The sequence below is a fragment of the Streptomyces sp. NPDC043854 genome (assembly GCF_056436005.1).
On the sequence record NZ_JBWKDK010000005.1, the window covers coordinates 197459 to 215145 of the forward strand.

16 protein-coding genes and 4 pseudogenes are annotated in these 17687 nt (G+C 70.0%); 7 read left to right on the plus strand and 13 right to left on the minus strand.

Features of this window, described 5'->3' with window-relative positions:
* The first annotated feature begins 183 nt into the window (after positions 1–183).
* On the plus strand, positions 184–1641 hold the full coding sequence (locus AC068A_RS07260; protein WP_478581923.1) for a hypothetical protein: 1458 nt from the start codon (positions 184–186) through the stop codon (positions 1639–1641).
* The gene (locus AC068A_RS07265) at positions 1638–2822 is read left to right on the plus strand and encodes an ARPP-2 domain-containing protein (RefSeq protein WP_478581926.1); all 1185 of its coding nucleotides are present in this window, start codon (positions 1638–1640) and stop codon (positions 2820–2822) included. The genes AC068A_RS07260 and AC068A_RS07265 overlap by 4 nt, the downstream gene beginning before the upstream one ends.
* 49 nt (positions 2823–2871) lie before the next feature.
* Here the strand turns inward: AC068A_RS07265 and AC068A_RS07270 are convergent, their stop codons facing one another.
* The 5 genes from AC068A_RS07270 to AC068A_RS07290 form a co-directional block, all read right to left on the minus strand.
* On the minus strand, positions 2872–3081 hold the full coding sequence (locus tag AC068A_RS07270) for a hypothetical protein (protein ID WP_478581929.1): 210 nt from the start codon (positions 3079–3081) through the stop codon (positions 2872–2874).
* Between the two features lie 34 nt (positions 3082–3115).
* Positions 3116–3709 (minus strand): hypothetical protein, encoded by a 594-nt coding sequence (locus tag AC068A_RS07275; protein WP_478581932.1) that lies wholly within the window; start codon positions 3707–3709, stop codon positions 3116–3118.
* Positions 3706–3930, minus strand: coding sequence for a hypothetical protein (locus AC068A_RS07280; protein ID WP_478581933.1), 225 nt, complete (start codon positions 3928–3930; stop codon positions 3706–3708). The genes AC068A_RS07275 and AC068A_RS07280 overlap by 4 nt, the downstream gene beginning before the upstream one ends.
* Before the next feature lie 1079 nt (positions 3931–5009).
* Positions 5010–6359 carry an MFS transporter gene (locus tag AC068A_RS07285; protein ID WP_478581936.1) on the minus strand — a complete coding sequence of 450 codons (1350 nt, stop codon included), beginning with the start codon at positions 6357–6359 and terminating at the stop codon, positions 5010–5012.
* Positions 6356–7591, minus strand: coding sequence for an aminotransferase class V-fold PLP-dependent enzyme (locus AC068A_RS07290; protein ID WP_478581938.1), 1236 nt, complete (start codon positions 7589–7591; stop codon positions 6356–6358). Before AC068A_RS07290 ends, AC068A_RS07285 begins: the two co-directional genes overlap by 4 nt.
* Between AC068A_RS07290 and AC068A_RS07295 the strand changes: the two genes are divergently transcribed.
* Positions 7590–8990, plus strand: coding sequence for an aminotransferase-like domain-containing protein (locus tag AC068A_RS07295; protein WP_478581941.1), 1401 nt, complete (start codon positions 7590–7592; stop codon positions 8988–8990). The two genes, AC068A_RS07290 and AC068A_RS07295, sit on opposite strands and share 2 nt — an antisense overlap.
* Before the next feature lie 420 nt (positions 8991–9410).
* On the opposite strand, the pseudogene AC068A_RS07300 reads toward AC068A_RS07295, so the two are convergent.
* Positions 9411–9857 (minus strand): annotated as a pseudogene (locus AC068A_RS07300) (phosphotransferase family protein); the annotation flags it as partial.
* Between the two features lie 15 nt (positions 9858–9872).
* Between AC068A_RS07300 and AC068A_RS07305 the strand changes: the two are divergent.
* A pseudogene (locus tag AC068A_RS07305) lies at positions 9873–10223 on the plus strand (transketolase C-terminal domain-containing protein); the annotation flags it as partial.
* A gap of 17 nt (positions 10224–10240) precedes the next feature.
* Here AC068A_RS07305 and AC068A_RS07310 read toward each other — a convergent pair.
* A complete protein-coding gene (locus AC068A_RS07310; RefSeq protein ID WP_478581944.1) occupies positions 10241–10906 on the minus strand; it encodes a pentapeptide repeat-containing protein in 666 nt (221 codons plus the stop codon).
* Between the two features lie 155 nt (positions 10907–11061).
* Between AC068A_RS07310 and AC068A_RS07315 the strand changes: the two genes are divergently transcribed.
* A complete protein-coding gene (locus AC068A_RS07315) occupies positions 11062–11400 on the plus strand; it encodes a hypothetical protein (RefSeq protein WP_478581946.1) in 339 nt (112 codons plus the stop codon).
* Here AC068A_RS07315 and AC068A_RS07320 read toward each other — a convergent pair.
* Together AC068A_RS07320 and AC068A_RS07325 are read right to left on the minus strand one after the other, a co-directional pair.
* Positions 11387–11581 (minus strand): hypothetical protein, encoded by a 195-nt coding sequence (locus tag AC068A_RS07320; protein WP_478581948.1) that lies wholly within the window; start codon positions 11579–11581, stop codon positions 11387–11389. The two genes, AC068A_RS07315 and AC068A_RS07320, sit on opposite strands and share 14 nt — an antisense overlap.
* A 627-nt stretch (positions 11582–12208) precedes the next feature.
* Entirely contained in the window at positions 12209–12517 is a 309-nt protein-coding gene (locus AC068A_RS07325; RefSeq protein WP_478581951.1) for a THUMP-like domain-containing protein, read from the minus strand.
* 587 nt (positions 12518–13104) lie between these two features.
* On the opposite strand from AC068A_RS07325, the gene AC068A_RS07330 reads away from it, so the two are divergent.
* The gene (locus AC068A_RS07330) at positions 13105–13554 is read left to right on the plus strand and encodes a hypothetical protein (RefSeq protein ID WP_478582156.1); all 450 of its coding nucleotides are present in this window, start codon (positions 13105–13107) and stop codon (positions 13552–13554) included.
* Positions 13555–13635: 81 nt separating this feature from the next.
* Here AC068A_RS07330 and AC068A_RS07335 read toward each other — a convergent pair.
* From AC068A_RS07335 to AC068A_RS07350, 4 genes and pseudogenes are all read right to left on the minus strand, one after another.
* Positions 13636–13851 (minus strand): annotated as a pseudogene (locus AC068A_RS07335) (transposase); the annotation flags it as partial.
* Between the two features lie 505 nt (positions 13852–14356).
* Positions 14357–14680, minus strand: coding sequence for a hypothetical protein (locus AC068A_RS07340; protein ID WP_478581954.1), 324 nt, complete (start codon positions 14678–14680; stop codon positions 14357–14359).
* A gap of 58 nt (positions 14681–14738) precedes the next feature.
* Positions 14739–15535: pseudogene (locus tag AC068A_RS07345) on the minus strand (IS5 family transposase).
* A gap of 49 nt (positions 15536–15584) precedes the next feature.
* A complete protein-coding gene (locus AC068A_RS07350) occupies positions 15585–16169 on the minus strand; it encodes a hypothetical protein (RefSeq protein WP_478581956.1) in 585 nt (194 codons plus the stop codon).
* Positions 16170–17125: 956 nt separating this feature from the next.
* Here AC068A_RS07350 and AC068A_RS07355 point away from each other — a divergent pair.
* Positions 17126–17329, plus strand: a complete 204-nt coding sequence (locus AC068A_RS07355) for a hypothetical protein (protein ID WP_478581959.1) — start codon at positions 17126–17128, stop codon at positions 17327–17329.
* The last annotated feature ends 358 nt before the right edge of the window (positions 17330–17687 follow it).

The following is a 17687-nucleotide window of genomic DNA, read 5'->3' on the forward strand; positions in this document are numbered from 1 at the left end:
TCGTTTCCGGATGATCGGCTATTCCGTTGAAGCCCGCGACCTGCGCTGTGTTACCGTCCCGGTGCCGGCCGCGGGACTTCGGTGCGACTTCCGGAACCTGCCTCTGAAGCAATGATTCGCAGTTCGTGCCCCTATTCCCCGGCCGGCCTCAGCAAGGGCAGCCACAAGTGAGCGGACACGGGCATGGAGTCGTTCGGGGATCTGATCGCGGCCGACGATGTGCTGTTGTTCGTCAACGCCGCGATCACCGCGACTGGCCAGCGCGAGTTCCACTCCGATGAGGGTGCCCAGCGACTCTCCCTCGACTTCCTGCACGCCTACATGCTGGGCAACTACCGCGACCTGTACGCGGGTGTGCTCGCGCTCGACATCAACGACTACAACGCCGCACTGATCATCCGACGCCTGCTGGAGACCGCCGCAGAGGCGACCGCGGACCAGCGCCGCAGCGAAGGCCGCCTGATCGCCGGACGACTGGCCCTGCTGCCACCGCAGCGCGTCTACGGGCTCTTCCGATCCCTGCGTCGCTCCGGGGTCAACAACCGCCGCACCCGTGCCCTCCTGCGGGACTGGCTGTCCGCCCGGCCTGATCTGGCTTTCGACGCCGTCAAGTATCGCAACGGACTCAAGCAGGCGCTGCGACACGCGCATCTGGCACCTGGCGACGCGGAGCTCGGCACGTTCCTGTTCGCGCCGATGAGCCGGGCCCACTACGACACGCCGATCCTGGAGACCTGGCGCCGCGCCCACTACGAGCAGGCCGCCGTCTACGAGCTCCCCTACACCGTCGCCGAGGGCTTCGCGGCCAAGCACGGCATCCCGCGCAGCGTCTTTCTGGAGCGTATCGCTCCGCGGCTGACCCGCTTGGAGACGCTGCGGCTCCAGCAGGCCGCGCAGGAACATGGCCCTGCGGCCATGGAGGCTGTCAGGACAGACCTGTCCCGGATGCCGCTCACCCGGCTCGCCGGATACGTACTCTCCCTTCCGGCTGCGGAGAGGGTCGCCCGCCGCGAGGAGCTGACCGGCGCGCTGCGGGCAGCCGCCGTGCGCATCGCGGGCGAGCACCGGGGGCGTTGGGGCCGGGTGACCGCCGTCCTGGATGACAGCTTCTCCTCCTACGGTTCCGGAGTGAAGCGACAGCGGCCGCTCGCCGTGGCCCTGGCCTGCCATTATCTTCTTGGAGCACTCGCCGACCGCTACACCGGTCTGTGGACCTCCGGCCGCAGCGACGCGATCCTGGCGCACCCCGTCGGTCCTACCCCGCTGGGCGAACGGATCCTCGACGGCCTGGGGACTGCCCCGGAACGATTGGTGATCGTCTCCGACGGCTGGGACAATGCCCCTCCAGGGCTGGCAGGCGAAGTGCTCCGTGTCTGGCGCACCCGACTCGACCCGGACCGCCGGACCAGCGTGGTCCACCTCAACCCGGTCTATGACGCCGCAGGCTTCGACGTCCGCCGGTTGTCGGCGAGTGTACCGACCGCGGGTATCCGCGATGCGGAAGACCTGCCCGCGCTCGTCGAGATTGCGCAATTTGCCGAGGGCCGGACCGGGCTGGCTGAACTGACAGCCTACCTGGACGCGCGCGGGGCCCAGCTCCCCGCGACACCCCAGCGGCGGTCGGAAAGGAGTCCACAATGATGTCGCACGGCCTGGCCTCGGTCCCGCCAGTGACGCGGCCCGGGCTGCTCGACGGGCTGAAGACACGCCCCGCTCAGGTGTGGGGCGCCGTACGGTTGGTGCCGCTGGTCCGAGCCGAGCCCGTTCAGGATCTGCGTCTGCATCCGCAGGTCTACGGCGGGCCGGGCGCGGTTGACCTGGCCGGGAGACAGAGTTACCTCTCTTACATCCCGCACGGCTTCGTCGCGGAGTGGACCACGGACGGCTCACCGGCCGCCGCTTACGGCACGCAGCTGACCAGCGGATATCCGGAGCAGCCGGTCGCGGCGCTGCGGCTGCAGTTCCATCGCCGGATGGCGCGGCGGGAGGCCAAGCACCGGCTGCGCTTCCTGCCGCTCCACCTCGCGCTGGAGGGCTATCTCGCGCTGCACTTCGGCGGGCCCGCCATCGCGTGGGAGGAGTGGTCGCGACAGGCTCTGCGTCAGGGGCTCTCCCCGCGCGTGGAGGCGGCCTACCTGGGGACGGACGTGCCGGGGCTGGCCGACGCGCTGCGCGTCTTTGAGATCCACCCCGGTCAGTGCGGCGTCCTGGTCTATCTCGCTGACGCGCTGGCCGCGGCCTTCGTCGTGCCGCACCCGGAGGACTACCGCACCCTGCACCCCACATTGGTGCAGGACCTCTACGGCGACCTGGTCTACCACTACGCGACCCTGATGCCGCCAGTGACGGGCTTCCGGGCCCGCATCGCTGACCACCGAGTCCGGTCGCTCGACGAACTCCGGGCAGCTGCAAGGCAGCAGACCGCGCAGTGGGCAGGCTTCCACGACACGGCCATGGCGGCCGGATTGCTGGAACAGGCCCATACATGGCAGCAAGTCCGGCGGATGGACCGCTTCACACTCGCCCGGTTCCTGCCGGCGTTCCGCCCCAGGCAGGACAACCACATCGGCGAAGCGATCACCGACGAACACGGTCGCACCGTCTACCTCAAGACATTCCGGCTCTCAGAAAACCAGGTCCGTCGCGGCCACCTGCTCAACCGCCTCGCCGCACACGACTGGCGTCTCGCCGACACTGCCACCGAACTCGGCATAGATGAGGCCCAGCTCGGCCTCCGACTGGAGTCGGCTGGCTTCGGCCACCTACTGCGACAGGACGTGCTGGACCGGTACCGCAGCCGGGCGCAAGCCGAAAACCGGTAACCTGACCAAGGGGGTTCCAACCGCCGTCGCCGTCTCAGGGCGCTGCTGTTCACCCCGGCCGGGCGGCGGCGTGCTGGTGCAGACCCGGCGTGGAGCGCTGGTCCAGGACCGTTTCCCCGACCTGGCGGCGGCCGCGGAGCAGCTGCCAGGCGGCCTGGTCCTGGACGGCGATCTGGTCGTGTGGGACACCGAGGCAGGCCGGTTGTCCTTCCAGACGCTGCAGCGTCGGGCCGCAGCCCCGCCGCGACGAACGAGCCATCTACGACCTCGTCACCCCAACCGCAATTGCAGTACTAGGTGCTGGGGTTGACAGGCCGCTTGTAATACCGCCATGGGAACCATCCCGCGCCTACCGGAATCCAGCCTTCCGACTGCATCCGCCGGTGTCGTGCGATGGAGGGGAGCGTGACCCGGCAGTGCTCCCAGGGGTGGCCGGATGCCTCCACCTCGTGGAAGAAGGGGCCGTAGCCGATCATGTGCCAGCCGTCGCGGCCGGCCTCCTCCAGTGCGGCCATCTCGTTGAACGCGGTCAAACCGCTGAGGGTGCGGCGCTTCGGGGTGTTCGGGCCCGGTGTGTGCGGTGTCGGCGGGCCCGAGTCTGCGGCCTTGGCCGCGAAACGTTGCTGGGCGGCCTGGCGGCTCACTCCCAGGACGCGGCCCACGGTGTCCCAGCTGTGGCCGGCGGCTCTGGCGCCCTGGACGGCCTCGCGCAGCAGCCGGCTCGCCTCCTCGGCGCCGACGCGGGAGGCGTCCAGCAGGCGCAGATACCCGTGGGGGTCGTGTTCGAGCGAGTCGGCCAGCCCTTCGGGGGCGTCGAGGACGGCTGCGGCGATCCCTTCCCGGATCCGCTCCGTCTCCGCCGGGCGGAGGAGTGGTTCGGTACTCATCGGCGCAGTCCGACAAGGGGTTCGAGGGCGTCGAGGACTGCCTCGTCGCGGCGCGCTTGCTCGGCGGAGTCGCGGGCCGTTCGGGCGGTCAGGCCGGCCGTGCAGGCGATGATTGCGAGGCTCGCTGCGATCAGTGCAATGGTGGCGAAGGTGCCGAGCTGGTCGCCGAATGTCACCGTCATCGCCGGCAGGCTCACGGCGAGCGGCAGCGCGGCGGTCATGGATGGGGTGGCTGGGAAGAGCTGCCGGTGACGGGCCTTTGAACGCAAGATCAACATGTGTCAAGGAAACCTTGACGCGGCCGACTTGTCAAGAATTCCTTGACGTCTGTCCTCGGCTGGTCGGCGGCAGAGGCGTGCACCAGTGTGCGAGGCGTTGGGTCGGGCCGGTGGGGGAGGAGCGTGGTGTTCGATCGGTTCGGGCCCGTGCCGTTCCGCGGGTGGTTGGTGTGTGGCTGCGGGGCCGGCGGCTTCCTCCCTGGGGCGCGGTGAGTTGACGCCCGTGGCGGGCCAGGACCTGGTCGTCGGCGATGCAGCCGTCCGGGCCGGGCGGCAAGCCGCGGCCGCGTCCGCCGTCACGCGCGCGGCCGGCCAAGGGTTCGGCGCCTTCTTCTCCCGGCGGGTGTCCCGCCGCCCACCGGCCGAGGCCGTGGCTCGGGCGCTCCCCGGGCAGCCTCCCGTGCTTGGCGACGTACCGGCCGGTGGATGCCTTCCAGCGCCTGCTTGATCCGCTGGCGGCGGGCGGACGAGCAGTCGATCAGCTCGGAGTCGACCCCCGCTGTCTCCGTCACCGGGCGCAGATCCGGCGTCATCCTCCCGCGGCGGTCGCCGGCCTCAGCGCCTCACACATCTCCGTGGTGGTGCACGTGAAGCGTGTCGGCCGCCACGGCGTGCCGGTACGGGCGGCGGGTGTCCGGCGCGCACCCGGCGCCGCCGTCCCGGTTGTCGAAGTGCCGGAGCGCCGCGACGACCAAAACCGGGGCCTTCACCCGTCTGCGGCCAGGGGGACCAGCGGGGCTCCGCGGTCTCAACCTCCTGATGTACGCCGTCGTCATCACCCCGCTCCCGCTCTTCCTCGAACCCGGCTACACCGCCACCCAGGCAGCCCGGCCCCTCGGACTCGGCGGCGCCGGACAGCCCCCAGCCGCCTCCTGTACGCACCCCTCGCCCGGCACACCGGCGTCATCACCCGCACCGGCACCCTCATCGGACTTCCCTGCGCGCTGTGGCCCGGCCCGGCCCGATTCCCCGGCCGGATGCGCGCCCAGCAGGGCGCGCATCCGGCCGGTGGCGGTGGAACGTCAGCCCCCGGCTGCCTCGGCATTTGCCTCGGCCGGAGCCTCGGCTGGAGCCTGCGGAAGTGCCGTCAGGCGGCTGACCGGTGATACCAGCAGCCCGAGGACGACGGCGGCCGAGGCGGTCGCCGCCACGACCAGCGCACCGTGCGCCCCGAGGCGGCCCGCCAGCAGGCCGGCCGCGAGTCCGCCGAGCGCCCCGCCGCCGAACAGCAGCGTCCGGAACGCCGCCGTCATACGGCCCATCATCGACTGGGGGGTCAGGATCTGGCGGAGGCTCACGATGATCACTCCCGCTACGCCCAGGCCCAGGTACGTCGTGAAGAAGGACAGTACGAACATCGCCAGCATGAGCGGCCTCGGCCCGCCCGCCAGCACGATGAGGGTCGGGCCGAGCAGCAGGGCCGACTGAGCGACCAGGTACACCCGGCCTGGCCGGAAGCGGGCGATGACCCGGCGGGAGACCAGCGAGCCGATCAGCCCGCCCACCGACGCCGTGGCGAGGACGGCGCCGAGGGTGGACGAGTCCAGGCGGAGGTCGTTCGTGCCGTAGAGCAGGAACATCGTCCACGTCGTGATCATGGAAAAGTTGCAGCAGAATCCGACGAGCGCGAGCCACCGCAGCACCCTGTTGCCCATGACCCATCCGAGCCCGTCCCGGAGTTCGCGCAGCAGATGCCGTTCGGCGGCCGGCTTCGGCTGCGGTTCGCGCGTACGGATCAGCAGCAGCGACAGGACGGAGGCGGCGTACGAGCAGGCGTCCACGACGAGTGCGACCGGTGCGGTGAGGGCGGAGACGAGGACACCGGCCAGGCCAGGCCCCGCCACGTCGGCGGCGGAGGAGCTGGTGCCCATCTTGGCGCTCGCCTCGACGTAGTGCTCGGGTGTGCGGACCACCGTCGGCACGTACGACATCCAGCTGACGTCGAACACCACCGACGCTACGCCCACGGCGCAGGCGATCACCAGCAGGATCGCCAGGTCGAGGATGTCCCCCCAGTACAGCAGCGGCACCGACCCGATCAGCCCCAGCCGGACGACGTTGGCGCCCAGCATCACCGGCCGGCGCCGCACCCGATCGGTCCAGACCCCGATCAGCAGGGCCAGCCCCAGATACGGGACGAGCTGGAGGAAGCGCAGCAGCCCGACCTGCTCGTCCGTGGCGCCGAAGGCGCTGATCGCGGTCAGCGGCAGGGCCAGGTTGGTGACCTGGGTGCCGAGCAGCGACACCGTCTCGCCGAACCAGAACTTCACGAAGTCGCCGTTGCGCCAGAGGCTCGCCCGTGGCCGGTCCCTCTCCGGCGGGGCCGGGTCGGCGGTCGCGGGCCCGGCAGTGGCCGGGTTTCCTGGGCTCACCGGGGGCCCCGCACCAGCTCGGCGACCGCCGCGACCACCGCGTCGACCTCGTCCTCGGTGTTGTAGTAGTGCGGCGACAGCCGCAGGCACCAGTCCACGTCCTTGTCCCCGAAGTCGAACTGCGCGAACTCCCGGAAGCTCAGCGCTGAGTTGATGCCGTGTGCGTCCATGGCCGCCTTGAAGGGCTGCGGCTGCCACCCCTCCACCGCGAAGGTGACCAGGGCGGCGGGCGCCGGACCCCCGTCCAGTGTCCGTACGCCCGCCAACTCGGCGAGCTGCCCGCGCAGCCGGGCGGCGAGCGCCGGGGTGCGCCGGGCGACCGCATCCATGCCGACCCGCAGGGCGTAGCGGACGGCGGCGGCGCAGCCGAGCACGGTGGCGTACGGGAACTCCCACTCCTCGAAGCGGGCGGCGGTGTCGACCGGGCGGTAGTCGCCGGGGGCGGTCCAGCGGGCGCCGTACATGTCGATGAAGAGCGGCTCGTACCCGGCGTCCAGCAGCCGGTCGGAGACGTACAGGAAGCCGGAGCCGCGCGGCCCGCGCAGGAACTTGCGACAGGTGGCGGTGAGCAGGTCGCAGCCGATCTCCTCGACGTCGATCGGGTACTGGCCGACGGACTGACAGGCGTCGACGAGGTAGAGCAGGTCGAGTTCGCGGCAGTGCCGGCCGATCTCGGCGACCGGCTGGACGAGGCCGGAGTTGGTCGGTATGTGCGTGGCGGCGACCAGGCGGGGACGGTGGGTGCGCATCAGGCGGGCCATCGCCTGCACGTCGACGCCGCTGCCGTCCGGGTGGTCGGGGGCGTGCACGATCCGTACACCGTGGCGCCGGTGCAGGGCGAGGAAGGCGATCTGGTTGGAGATGAAGTCGTTCCGTGTCGTCAGCACGACGTCGCCGGGCCGGAAGTCGATCGCCGAGAGCGCCTTGGTGTAGGCGTGGGTGGCGCTGCCGGCGAAGGCGATGTTCCGCGCGCGGGCGCCGACCAGTTCGCCGATCGCGGTGTGGAAGTCGGCGATCTCGGCTGCTCGGGCGGCGGAGGCCTCGTAGCCGCCGATCTCGGCCTCCAGGTGGAGGTGGTCGAGCATCGCCCGGAGTACCGGGCGGGCGACGAGCCCGCAGCCTGCGTTGTTGAAGTGGATCACCGATTCGCAGCCGGGGGTGTCGGCCCGCAGGGCGGCGAGGTCCAGGAGCGGTTCTGCCGCCGAGCTGAAAGCGCTATTCTGTATTCCCATGTCTGACAGTAGCAGTACTGAGATGCTGACGGCCATCCTGCGCGCCGAGATCACCGCCCTCGAACCGGGCGACCGGCTGCCCAGCAGCCGCGAACTGATCGCCCGTCACGGCGTCGGCCCGGTCACGGTCTCCCGCGCGATTGCCCTGCTCGCAGCCGAGGGCACGGTCGTCACGCGCCCCGGCAGCGGCACCTACGTCGCCGCCCGCCGCCGCACCGAGCAGGAGGAGGGCCAGGCGGACACCTCCTGGCAGACGGTGGCACTGGCCGGCCGCGCCTTCGACCCCGGCGGCACCGCAGACGCCCCCTCGGAGGAACAGCCGCCCGGCACGATCGCACTCTCCGGCGGCTACCTGCACGAGAGCCTCCAACCCGCCCGCGAACTCAGCGCCGCACTGGCCCGCGCCGCACGCCGCCCAGACGCCTGGCGCCGCGCACCCGTCGCCGGCCTCGCCCCACTGCGGGCCGTCTTCGCACAGCAGGCGGGTAGCGGCGTGAACCCCGAGGACGTCCTGGTCACCGGCGGCGGCCAAGGCGCCCTGTCGATGCTGTTCCGCGCACTGGCCGCCGCCGGCAGCCCGGTGCTGGTCGAGTCGCCCACGTACCCGGGCGCCCTCGCCGCCGCCCGGGCGGCCGGCCTGCGCCCCGTCGCCGTCCCGATGGACGGGGACGGGATCCGCCCGGACCTGCTGGCCGACGCCTTCGCCATGACCGGCGCCCGGCTGCTCTACTGCCAGCCGACCTTCCACAACCCGACCGGCACGGTGCTCGCCCCCGACCGACGCGGCCAGGTCGTGGACGTGGCCCGGGCCGCCGGGGCGTTCCTCATCGAGGACGACTTCGCCCGCCACCTCGGCCACGGCGGCAGCCCGGTGCCCCGCCCACTGGTCGCGGACGACCGGGACGGCACGGTCGTCCACCTGACCTCGCTGACCAAGCCGGCCTCACCCAGTTTCCGCATCGGCGCTGTTGTCGCCCGCGGCCCGGTGATGCAGCGGCTCCGCGGCATGCGGCGGGTGGACGACTTCTTCACCGCCCGCCCGCTCCAGGAAGCGGCCGTCGAACTGCTCTCCACCCCCGGCTGGGACCGCCACCTGCGCACCCTCGCCACCGCGCTCCGGGCCCGCGCCACCGCACTCGCCACCGCCCTGGACCGCGAACTGCCCGACTGGACCCTCACCCGGCACCCGCTCGGGGGCCTCCACCTGTGGCTCCGCCTGCCCGCCCACCTCACCGACACCGCCGTCGCCGACGCGGCCCGCCTGCGCGGCGTCTCCGTAGACGCGGGTCACCGCTACTTCCCCATGGACCCGCCTGCTTCCCACCTCCGCCTCGGCTTCGCCGCGGCCGCCGACCTCGCGGACCTGACCGAAGCCGCCCGCCGCCTGGCCGCGGCCTGAACGAGGGCGTGGACGAACTGCGCAGCCCGGCGGTCGGGGTGACCGCGGCGGCCGCCTTCGCGGCCGTGTACCAAGCCGGGCTCCATGGGCCACCACAGCCGACCATCGGGTCGGCCCTCATGGACCGCGTCGGCAGCAGCCCGAAGTCGACGAGCCGTCCGTCGACAGGATCGACGCCTCCGGACGGGGCACGGTCGGCAAGAGCGCATAGCTGTGCGCAGGTGAGTCCTGCCAGGGCACGGAAATCACGGTTCATGTGTGCCTGGTCGTAGTAGCCGGACGGAGTCGCCCGGTCAGCCGGCCACCGGCAGGCGTTGGACGGCGCGTTGACCGCCCGTTGGAACCGCAGGCCCCGACTGACGGATCGCAACGGCAGTCCGATCTGCTCGCGGGAAAGGCGTAGGCCCCGCTGACAACGGTTCAGGCGTAGCGGCTGAAAAGGGATGCGATGTATCCCTCCAGCCTTTGCGTCAGAAGACTGGCTGTCAGATCGACGCGGCCCAGTTCACGCCAGGGTACTGCGACCTTCTCCGCGTCCGGAGCGAAACCCAGCGCGTCCAGCAGCCGCCAGTAGAGATGGGCGGGCGCCATCGTCGGCAGAGGGCCTCCCGCAGCGACGTAGCGATCGGCGAAGCGCATCCCTGCGGGTATCCCGTACAGCAGTGCGAGGGCCGTCGAGCAGTGAGCCACGTCCAAGTCGGCCGGCCCCCAGGAGGTTTCCACCCAGTTGACAACACCACTGATCTGGAGATCATTTTCGGTTCCTGTGAACAGGACGTTGCCGGGATGGAAGTCCCGGTGCAGAAAGCAACCCTGATAAGCCGGGGGCTCCCGACAGATGGCGTCGACAGCCCGCTGCCAGGGCTCACCCTCATCGCCTAGGGCCTCTCCGTCGCGGTCGCCCTCGGCGCCGCCGAGCACGCCACGGCCGGCGGTTGGGACCTGGAAGTCGTCGACGTGCGCACACTCGTCCCGCTCGACGAACACACCCTGGAGGCAGCCATCCGCAGGACCGGGCGCGCCCTCGTCATCCATGAGGCAACCGCCTTCGGAGGCTACGGTGCCAGCTTCGCCGCTCGGCTCACCGAAACGTGCTTCTACCACCTCGAAGCACCGATCCGGCGCGTCACCGGCCTGGACGCCCCCTACCCAGCACCCCTGCTGGAGGAGCACTACCTTCCCGGCACCGACCGCGTCCTCGCCGCTGTCGGTGCCCTGATGGAGTACGCGTGAGGGCGGGCGCCAACTGGTCAGCGGTCCTTGACCGTGACGTCGAGCGCTTGTGCGAACGCGGGGGCGAGGTCCAGGAGCTGCGTACTGCTGATCGTGGCGCCCTTCAGCGCGTCGATCCCGTCTGCGATCCCCAGGGCCGCAGCACCGCGCAGGTCGACCTTCTTCAACTGCGCCTTGCCGAACCGCACCCCGTCCAGCGTCGAGCCGGGGAAGGACACGCCAGTCAGCGTCGCGCCCCTGAAGTCGACGTCCCGCAGCAGGCAGTCCACGAACGCCACGTCCTGCAGCGTGGTGATGCGCAGGTTCACCGAGTCGAACTTGCAGTTGAAGAAGGACACCCGGCGCAGCTCCGCGTTGAAGACCTCCACACCCGCCAGGGCACACGCGATGATCTCCGCGTCCAGCCAGCTCGACTCGGCCAGATCGGTGCCGACCCAGCGGACGGTGTGCATCCACACGTCGTTGAACCGGGCTCGCCGCATGCTGCCCCCGGTGAACGTCACCGAGGAGAACGCGGACTCGGTGAACCGGGCACTGCCGGCGTCGGCGTCCGCGAACGCGTTTCCGTCGGCGTGGACGGAGTCGTAGTCGCCCTCCCGCTCCAGCTCGCGGCGCAACGGCTCCAGGTAGCCGGCGTAGGGCAGGTCGGCGAGTTCGCAGGGCGTGGGCGTGGGCGCGGGCATGGCGGACCTCACAGGCCTCAAAGACGGCACGGGTACAAGGGACTCACGGCGCACGTAGCCGTGCGGGCCCAGCGGGGACCGCCTCCGGTTCGAAGGCGCGTCCGGAAGGAAACGCCCCCTGACTCTATCGGCGCACCCCACCCGTAGGAGAAGTCATGAGCCAACACGCCACCACCTCGATCCGCGCCCACGACCCGGCTCGGCGCGAGGCGACGACCGGCACATGGCAGCCCGTATCCGTGGACGTCGACGGCGACCCTGTAGCCGTGCTCGACTGGACCCGTGCCCATCTGCACACTGCGCGCGCCCTGCTCGCCGACTACGGCGCAATCAGGCTGCGCGGCATCGAGCTGGATAACCCCGACGGCGTTGGCAAGCGGCAGCAGTTCCAGGGCGGCACCGTCTACTGGCATCCGATCCGCTTGACGGTGTGCCGCTGCTTCCGCGGCGCGGTCAGATCGGCCGTGAGGATGCCGTCGATCACCGGCTTGTAGGGTCCAGCCGTGTCTCCCGCGGCTCCATCTTCTTCCGCGGTTCCGGCAGCGCCGAGATCAGGGCCTTCTGCACGGTCTCGTAGCCGACGCCGTACTTCCGCATGACCGCCCGCAGCGACATGCCGCTCTTGGCGTCACGACGGATCGCCGCGTACAGATCGACCTTGGACTTCGGCAGCACCCGGGCCCCCTCGTCGTGCAGAGCACAACCATGGTCCCGATGCAAGCACCGAGGTGTTCTCGAAACTCGGCGACATCACTCTCCCGTGGAACCGGGTGTCCTGCCCCTGAGCAACAGACGTTCCTGAAACTCGGCAACACAGCCACGGCGTCGGTGTCGTCGAACCAGTAGTCGCCGGCGGCGATGGAGCGGGAGGAGTGGGGTGGTGTGCGCGGGGAGGGTGACGGTGGCGGTGCGGGTGCCGTCGCCGCGAGGCGGGAGGGGAGTGGGCGGCGGGGTTCCAGTGGTTGAAGTCCTCGACGACGCTGACGGGCCCGACCGGGGTGTGCTCGGGCAGGACGAAGGCACCCGGTAGATGGCCGCACTGTCGGCCATCTGGCCGTCGGCGCACGGCGCAGTGACCGGCGGCCGGGACGTGAGTATCAGTACTCGGCATGGGCCCCGAAAGCTCCCGTGACCTCCTGTGACACCCGCACTGACACCGACCTTGCTGCGCTCGACGACTGGCTACAGGACCTCTCCGGAGCGTCGCGATCCCCAGGGTTCGCCACGCTGTGTCTGGTGGATCAACTACGGCCCGGCGGGGAGGCCGCCGAGAGGCCCGTACATGTACGGGGCATGCGCGTGTCAGCCGACCCGATGGCCGAGCAGCATCGTGGGGGTTCCTGCGGTGCGGGTGAGGAATACCGTGGCCGCGTTCGGTCCGTGGGGCGTGACGCTGTGGTGCAGTTCCTCCGGGTCGATGGCCGAGCCGTCCTGCTTTACGGTCAGCACGCTGCCTTCCCCCGCGCGCAGAACTGCCTTGAGCCTTTCGACGTCGAACGGCATGACGTCGGTGATCTCGTAGGCGGTGGCAAGCGGGGTGGGGTGGAGGTCTTCGGCGGTGATGGAGGAGGCGGTCTCGTCGATGAGGCCGCCGCATACCTCCTGCGCCACCGGAGTTTGGTGGCGGTCCACTCGGTGTCGTAGCGGTACAGGGCGTAGGTTCCGGGGAGAGTGCCAGGTGGAGGGGGTCCTGGTCGGCCTTGCTGCGGTTGGAGCGGGCGGTGACTGCGACGAGGGAGGAGTCGTCAGCAGGGTTCGCATGGGGGGCTTGCCGCCACTACCTGGATGATGTCCTGTCCGAACTGCGCCACAGCTTCGAGCTCAGCAGCCGTCGGTTTTGGAATCTTCAATTCCGGGGACGGTGTCCCAGTATCACCGCGATTGTCCTCGCGTCATGACGGCGCCTGACACGACAGCCGAGGGAGACCATGGGTTCGAAAGGCACACGTCGGACGGTCGCGTCGGCCGCTCTTGCCGGAGTGGCCGCCCTCGTCCTGGCGGCTCCGCCTCCGGTCGCCGCCGCGCACCGGACCGGGACCGCGCCGTCGTTCGGGACCGTGGCCGCGAGGCAGGAAGCCTCCCCGATGCCGCCTCCGCCCCGCCTGCCCCGCGACTTTCGCGGCAGGGGCAAGTGGATCGTCCGTGACCTGGATATCACGGTGCCGTTCACCTGGGAGGGGAGGGATGGCGACAGTCAGATGATCGCGGGGGGCCCGCAGTACCCGATTTGGTTCACCAACCTGATCTACCGCGACACGCTCTACACGCTGACGTACAAATGGCCTGGTCTGAACGAGCATCCCTGCTCACGCATCCCGGGCTTCGACCTGGAGGCGCTGAACCGGGGGTTCGAGAACGCCCGGTTCGTCGGCCGGGAGACCCTGCGGCGCACCCCGCTGCGGCACGTGAACCACTGGAGGGTGGGCGTGGTCCTCCCGAAGCTGCCTCCCGGGAACTACCCCCGTCTGCCGCTCGCGCTGGGCGACATCTACGTCGACGAGGACAACCGGGGCACCTTCTGGCAGGTGCTGCAGTTCGGTGTCCAGAACCTCTACGACCCCGAGCTGGACGAGTGGCTGGTCATGGACACCTTCGAGCACCGGCCCGGGACCGTGACGCTTCCCCGGCGGTGCGAGCCGCCCCAGTGAGCGTCGCCCCGGCTCAGGTGCTGTCGGCCTGAGCCGGGGCGTGAGGATCTCGCACGAACGCCGCAGTTCGGCGTTCTCCTTCCGTAGCGCGGCCGGCTCCTGCTTCTCCGCCGTGGTCAGCCGTTCATCGCGTTCACCGAGGTCGGTCTCGTCCTGGCGGATCCGGTTCCGCAAAGCTTCCGGGTGGACCCCGAGCTCTCGGGCCATTCGGCGGACCACCGGCTTCGGGTCAGTTCCGCGGTACATCTGGACCGCACGGCGACGCAACTCGGACGGGCACTTCATCGGTTCAGCCATCACAAAAGGCTCCCTTCTCACGGCCCATCAGGCCGTGAACGGCAACCTTCCGCATGTCGGGGGAACCTCAACGTGGCCGCAGGCGCTGGTGTGCGGGGTGGTAGGCCCATGCCTGGCTGGTGGTTCCGCGGGTGTGGTGGAGGGTGCACTTGGGGTAGGTGCGGGTGGGCCTATGGGCGGGTTCGGGGTGGTGCCAGCGGGCGGTGGGCCGGCCGGGTACCGGACTGCTCGTGCCGGGCCTTCTCGGGGCGAGGCGCAGGTGGGGGAGGCCGGCAGCCGTCCGTGAGTGCCCGCTCGATCTCCGGGGCCCCGCCGAGCGAGAGCCCGATTTCGCGGGTCGGTGCACTCTGCCGACTGTGCTGTATCTGACAGCAGTAGAGTTCCTCGACTCGGGCTGGGGTGAGGTCGTTGAGGTGCTCGTTGGACGGTTCGGCTTCTTGTGGTCGAGCCATGCGGGCGCTGGGTCACATGGCTCAGGCGGCGGCGGAACGCTTTAGAGGTCGTCTCATTTGGTGCTGGGCAGGCTTCTTGACACGAGTACGGCCAGCTGGTGCAACCGCTGGCAGTACTGGGCTGCTCCAGGGTCACTGACCTCAGGGATGACTCGGTCCAGGTCCTCGATGCAGCTCTGCAGGAGGATGCTGTTCTTCGAGTCGAGAGTGCCGCCGTTGTCGAGCCAACGAAGAACGCAGTCGGCGATGTCCAATTCGAGCAGCCACACGTGTGTACCCCCGAACGTCGCACGTCGGAGGCTGTCGGGGAAGGGCTCGTGGCGGTGTTCCTGCCAGAGATGATCTGCGGTCTGCACCTGCTCAGTCGATTCGCTCACTTGAGCTATTTTGCAGTAGCCGTTGAGCTGGTTTGGCGTTCATCTTCATGCGGCGGTATCAGATGAGGGCTGCAGCGATACCTGCAAACGCCAGGAAGTGTTCGGCCTTGCGTTCATAGCACCGGTGTAAGCGACGGCAGCCCGAGAGCCAGGACACCGTCCGCTCCACGACCCATCGGTGCCGACCGAGCCGGTTCGACGGCTCGATCCCCTTGCGGGTGATGCGATGACGGATCCCGCGTTTGCGCAGCCATTTCCGCAGGTGGCGTAGTCGTAGCCCTTGTCGCCTTGGAGTTGCCGGGTTGGCGGCGACGGGGTCCGCGGCGGGATCGGATGGGCGGTATGCCGCGGACGAGGGGCTCGAGGGCCTGGCCTGGCTGTCGTGCAGGTTCGCGCCCGAGATTCCCATGGAAAGGGGCAGACCGGTCCGCTCGGTGATCAAGTGGATCTTCGAGCCTTGCTTGCCCCTGTCGATAGGATTCGGACCTGTCGGGTCCCCTTTTTCAGGGCCCGCATGTTCACCGAGTCGATCGCACAGCGGGACCAGTCCAGCTCGCCACGCGCGCCGAGCTCGTCGAGGACCAGGCGGTGCAGCTTCGCCCACACCCGCGCCTTCGTCCACTCCGAGAAGCGCCGGTGGGCTGTCGCCCCCGACGGTCCGAACGAGGCCGCGGGCAGCTGCTGCCATGTACAGCCCGAGGTGGCAACGAACACGATCGCAGCCAGCACCTCGCGGTCGCCGTGCCGACGCCGGCCGCCGCCCTGCGGGCGCGACGGCGCCTCCGGGACCACCCGCTGGAACAGTACCCACAACTCATCCGGCACCAGCCGCTCAACAATCCCCACCACGACCAACAGCCTACCCAACCGGCCAAATGAGATGACTTCTTACCACCACGTGGGGTTACTCGTCTTGGGCTGGACGGAAACGTACGAAATCCACCTGATCCGCGTTGGTGGCGACCTCGACCCGCCAACGCCCGGCCCCGAGTTTGATGACACCCACCCCCTCATCCGCTCGAATCTGTTCTGGATCCGCGGCGCCGTCGAAGGCCGAATCGAACATGTACAGGCGGCCATCAGCCAGTGAGATGACGTCCACTCCGACAAAGCGCCAATCACGCGCGGGGACGTTCTCGGGATCCTCGTCGGCTTCGTCGAACGACGGGCGGACGAGGAATCCGCCCTCGCTGTCCGCTTCGAACCACGTGAGGCCCTCGCAGTCGAGGATCAGGGCGGGCTGCCCCTGCACATCGACCCATCCGAAGCCTCCGAGCGGCGTCACCTCGGAAACCGGCGGATCGCACGCCCGGTCGTAGTCGCATTCCGGGCCGCCCGCGGCGCCCCAAGTCCAGCCTTCTGGCACCTCAAGGCCAAAGGGAGGCAGCGTCCCCCGCCAGTGCTCAGCGGTTTCTGCCGGGACCACGATGATCGGTCCGCCGCCCGAAGCCGTCCAAGGCCGACCGTGTTCATCGATATTCGTTCCCAACGAGCACCCCCGGTGCGATCTCCGTGTTTCCGCATGTCCTCGCGCGGTGCCGGCAATGATTCCATGCGTGTAGTGCTCACGAGTGAGCCGGTATGGCCCGAGGTGGCCAGGCCGCCCGACCGGGTGTCCCAGCTCGTCGCCGGCGCAGATCGCCCGGCTGCGGCACGGCCGGGCCTGGGCACGTGTTGCACCCCTGCGTTGCAGCCACCTATCCACCCTCAGCTCTGGGACCGCGGCCCGCAGACCGGCGCGAAGTTACGAGCAGAAGAAAACGCTGCGGCGACTGCCTCCGTGGAAGCATGACTTCATGACGGAGGACGTCACTGCCCGGGCCCGGTAGCCGTGCAATCCGGGGGTTCGCTGCGGCTCGAATCCAATCAGATCCGATGGTGATCGCTGACAGGGTTTGACGACAGATTGGGTCCGATCCTCCGTACGGAAGGGGCCCTCGGTGGCGAACCTGGTCTACAAGCGGGTCTCGACCCGACCAGCAGTCGACCGCCCGGCAGAACCTCGTCCTGGCCGAGGCCGGCATCGAGGACCCGGTCGTCTTCGAGGAGGACCCCGGCACCTCCAGCCGCCTCCACCCCCTCCAGCGCCCGAAGTTCCGCGAACTGCTCACACGATGGTGCGTTCTCCGCGATGGACCTCACCGCCCGCCACCCCCGCACCGGCGAGCTACTGTCTACCGTGAAGTTCATGGTGCAGACCCTCGCCGCCGCCGGTGAACTCCACCGCGAACTCCAGCGCGAGCTGACCTACGACGGGCTGCGGGCCACCGAGGCGCAGGGCAGCAAGGGCGGCCGCCGCCCGGCCGTCCCGGCCGACAAGACCGACGCCGTGCGCACCGCATACCTGGAAGGCCGCTCCATCGCCGCCCTCGCGCGCGACCACGACGTCAGCCGCGGCGCCATCCGTACCGCCGCCGCCGACCTCCTGCTCGAGTCGAGCGGGCCGTGCTCGACCAAGACGTCACCGTGCGGCGCGGTCGGGGCTACACCCTGCGCGTCAGTGCCACCCCCGCGGTGCGCCGCCAGCTCCTCGATCGCTGCCAGCCTCTCGACGGCACCCCGGGCGCCCAGGCCATCCCAGCGCAGCGCAAGGCCCCCCGCGAGTACGAGAACCGCGTCTCCGCTCTCGTGGCTGACAACCTGCGCTGAGCGCAATCCTGGAGGTATGGCCCGCCGCCGGTGCTGCTTCCGCGGGCGGCGCCGTGCTCCTGAAGACCGCGACACGGCGGCGCCTGTACTGAGGTCCGGCCTGCCGGGCCCAGGCGTACAGGCACCGGCAGGCCACCGAGCGAATCGGAGCACTTGGCCGGTTGCTGCTGAAGGCTGTGGCCGACCGACAACCACCGTCTACTGCGGCGAGTGCTGTGCCGGTGTGCGGACGCATGACCTACGCGGCCGGGTCTCGCCGCCGGGACCATGACCACCGGGCCGTCGGCGGGACGCTTCCGCTGTGCCCGGACGCGTCCGGGCACGCCGAAGATGCTCCTGATTGCGACCCGCCGCCCCG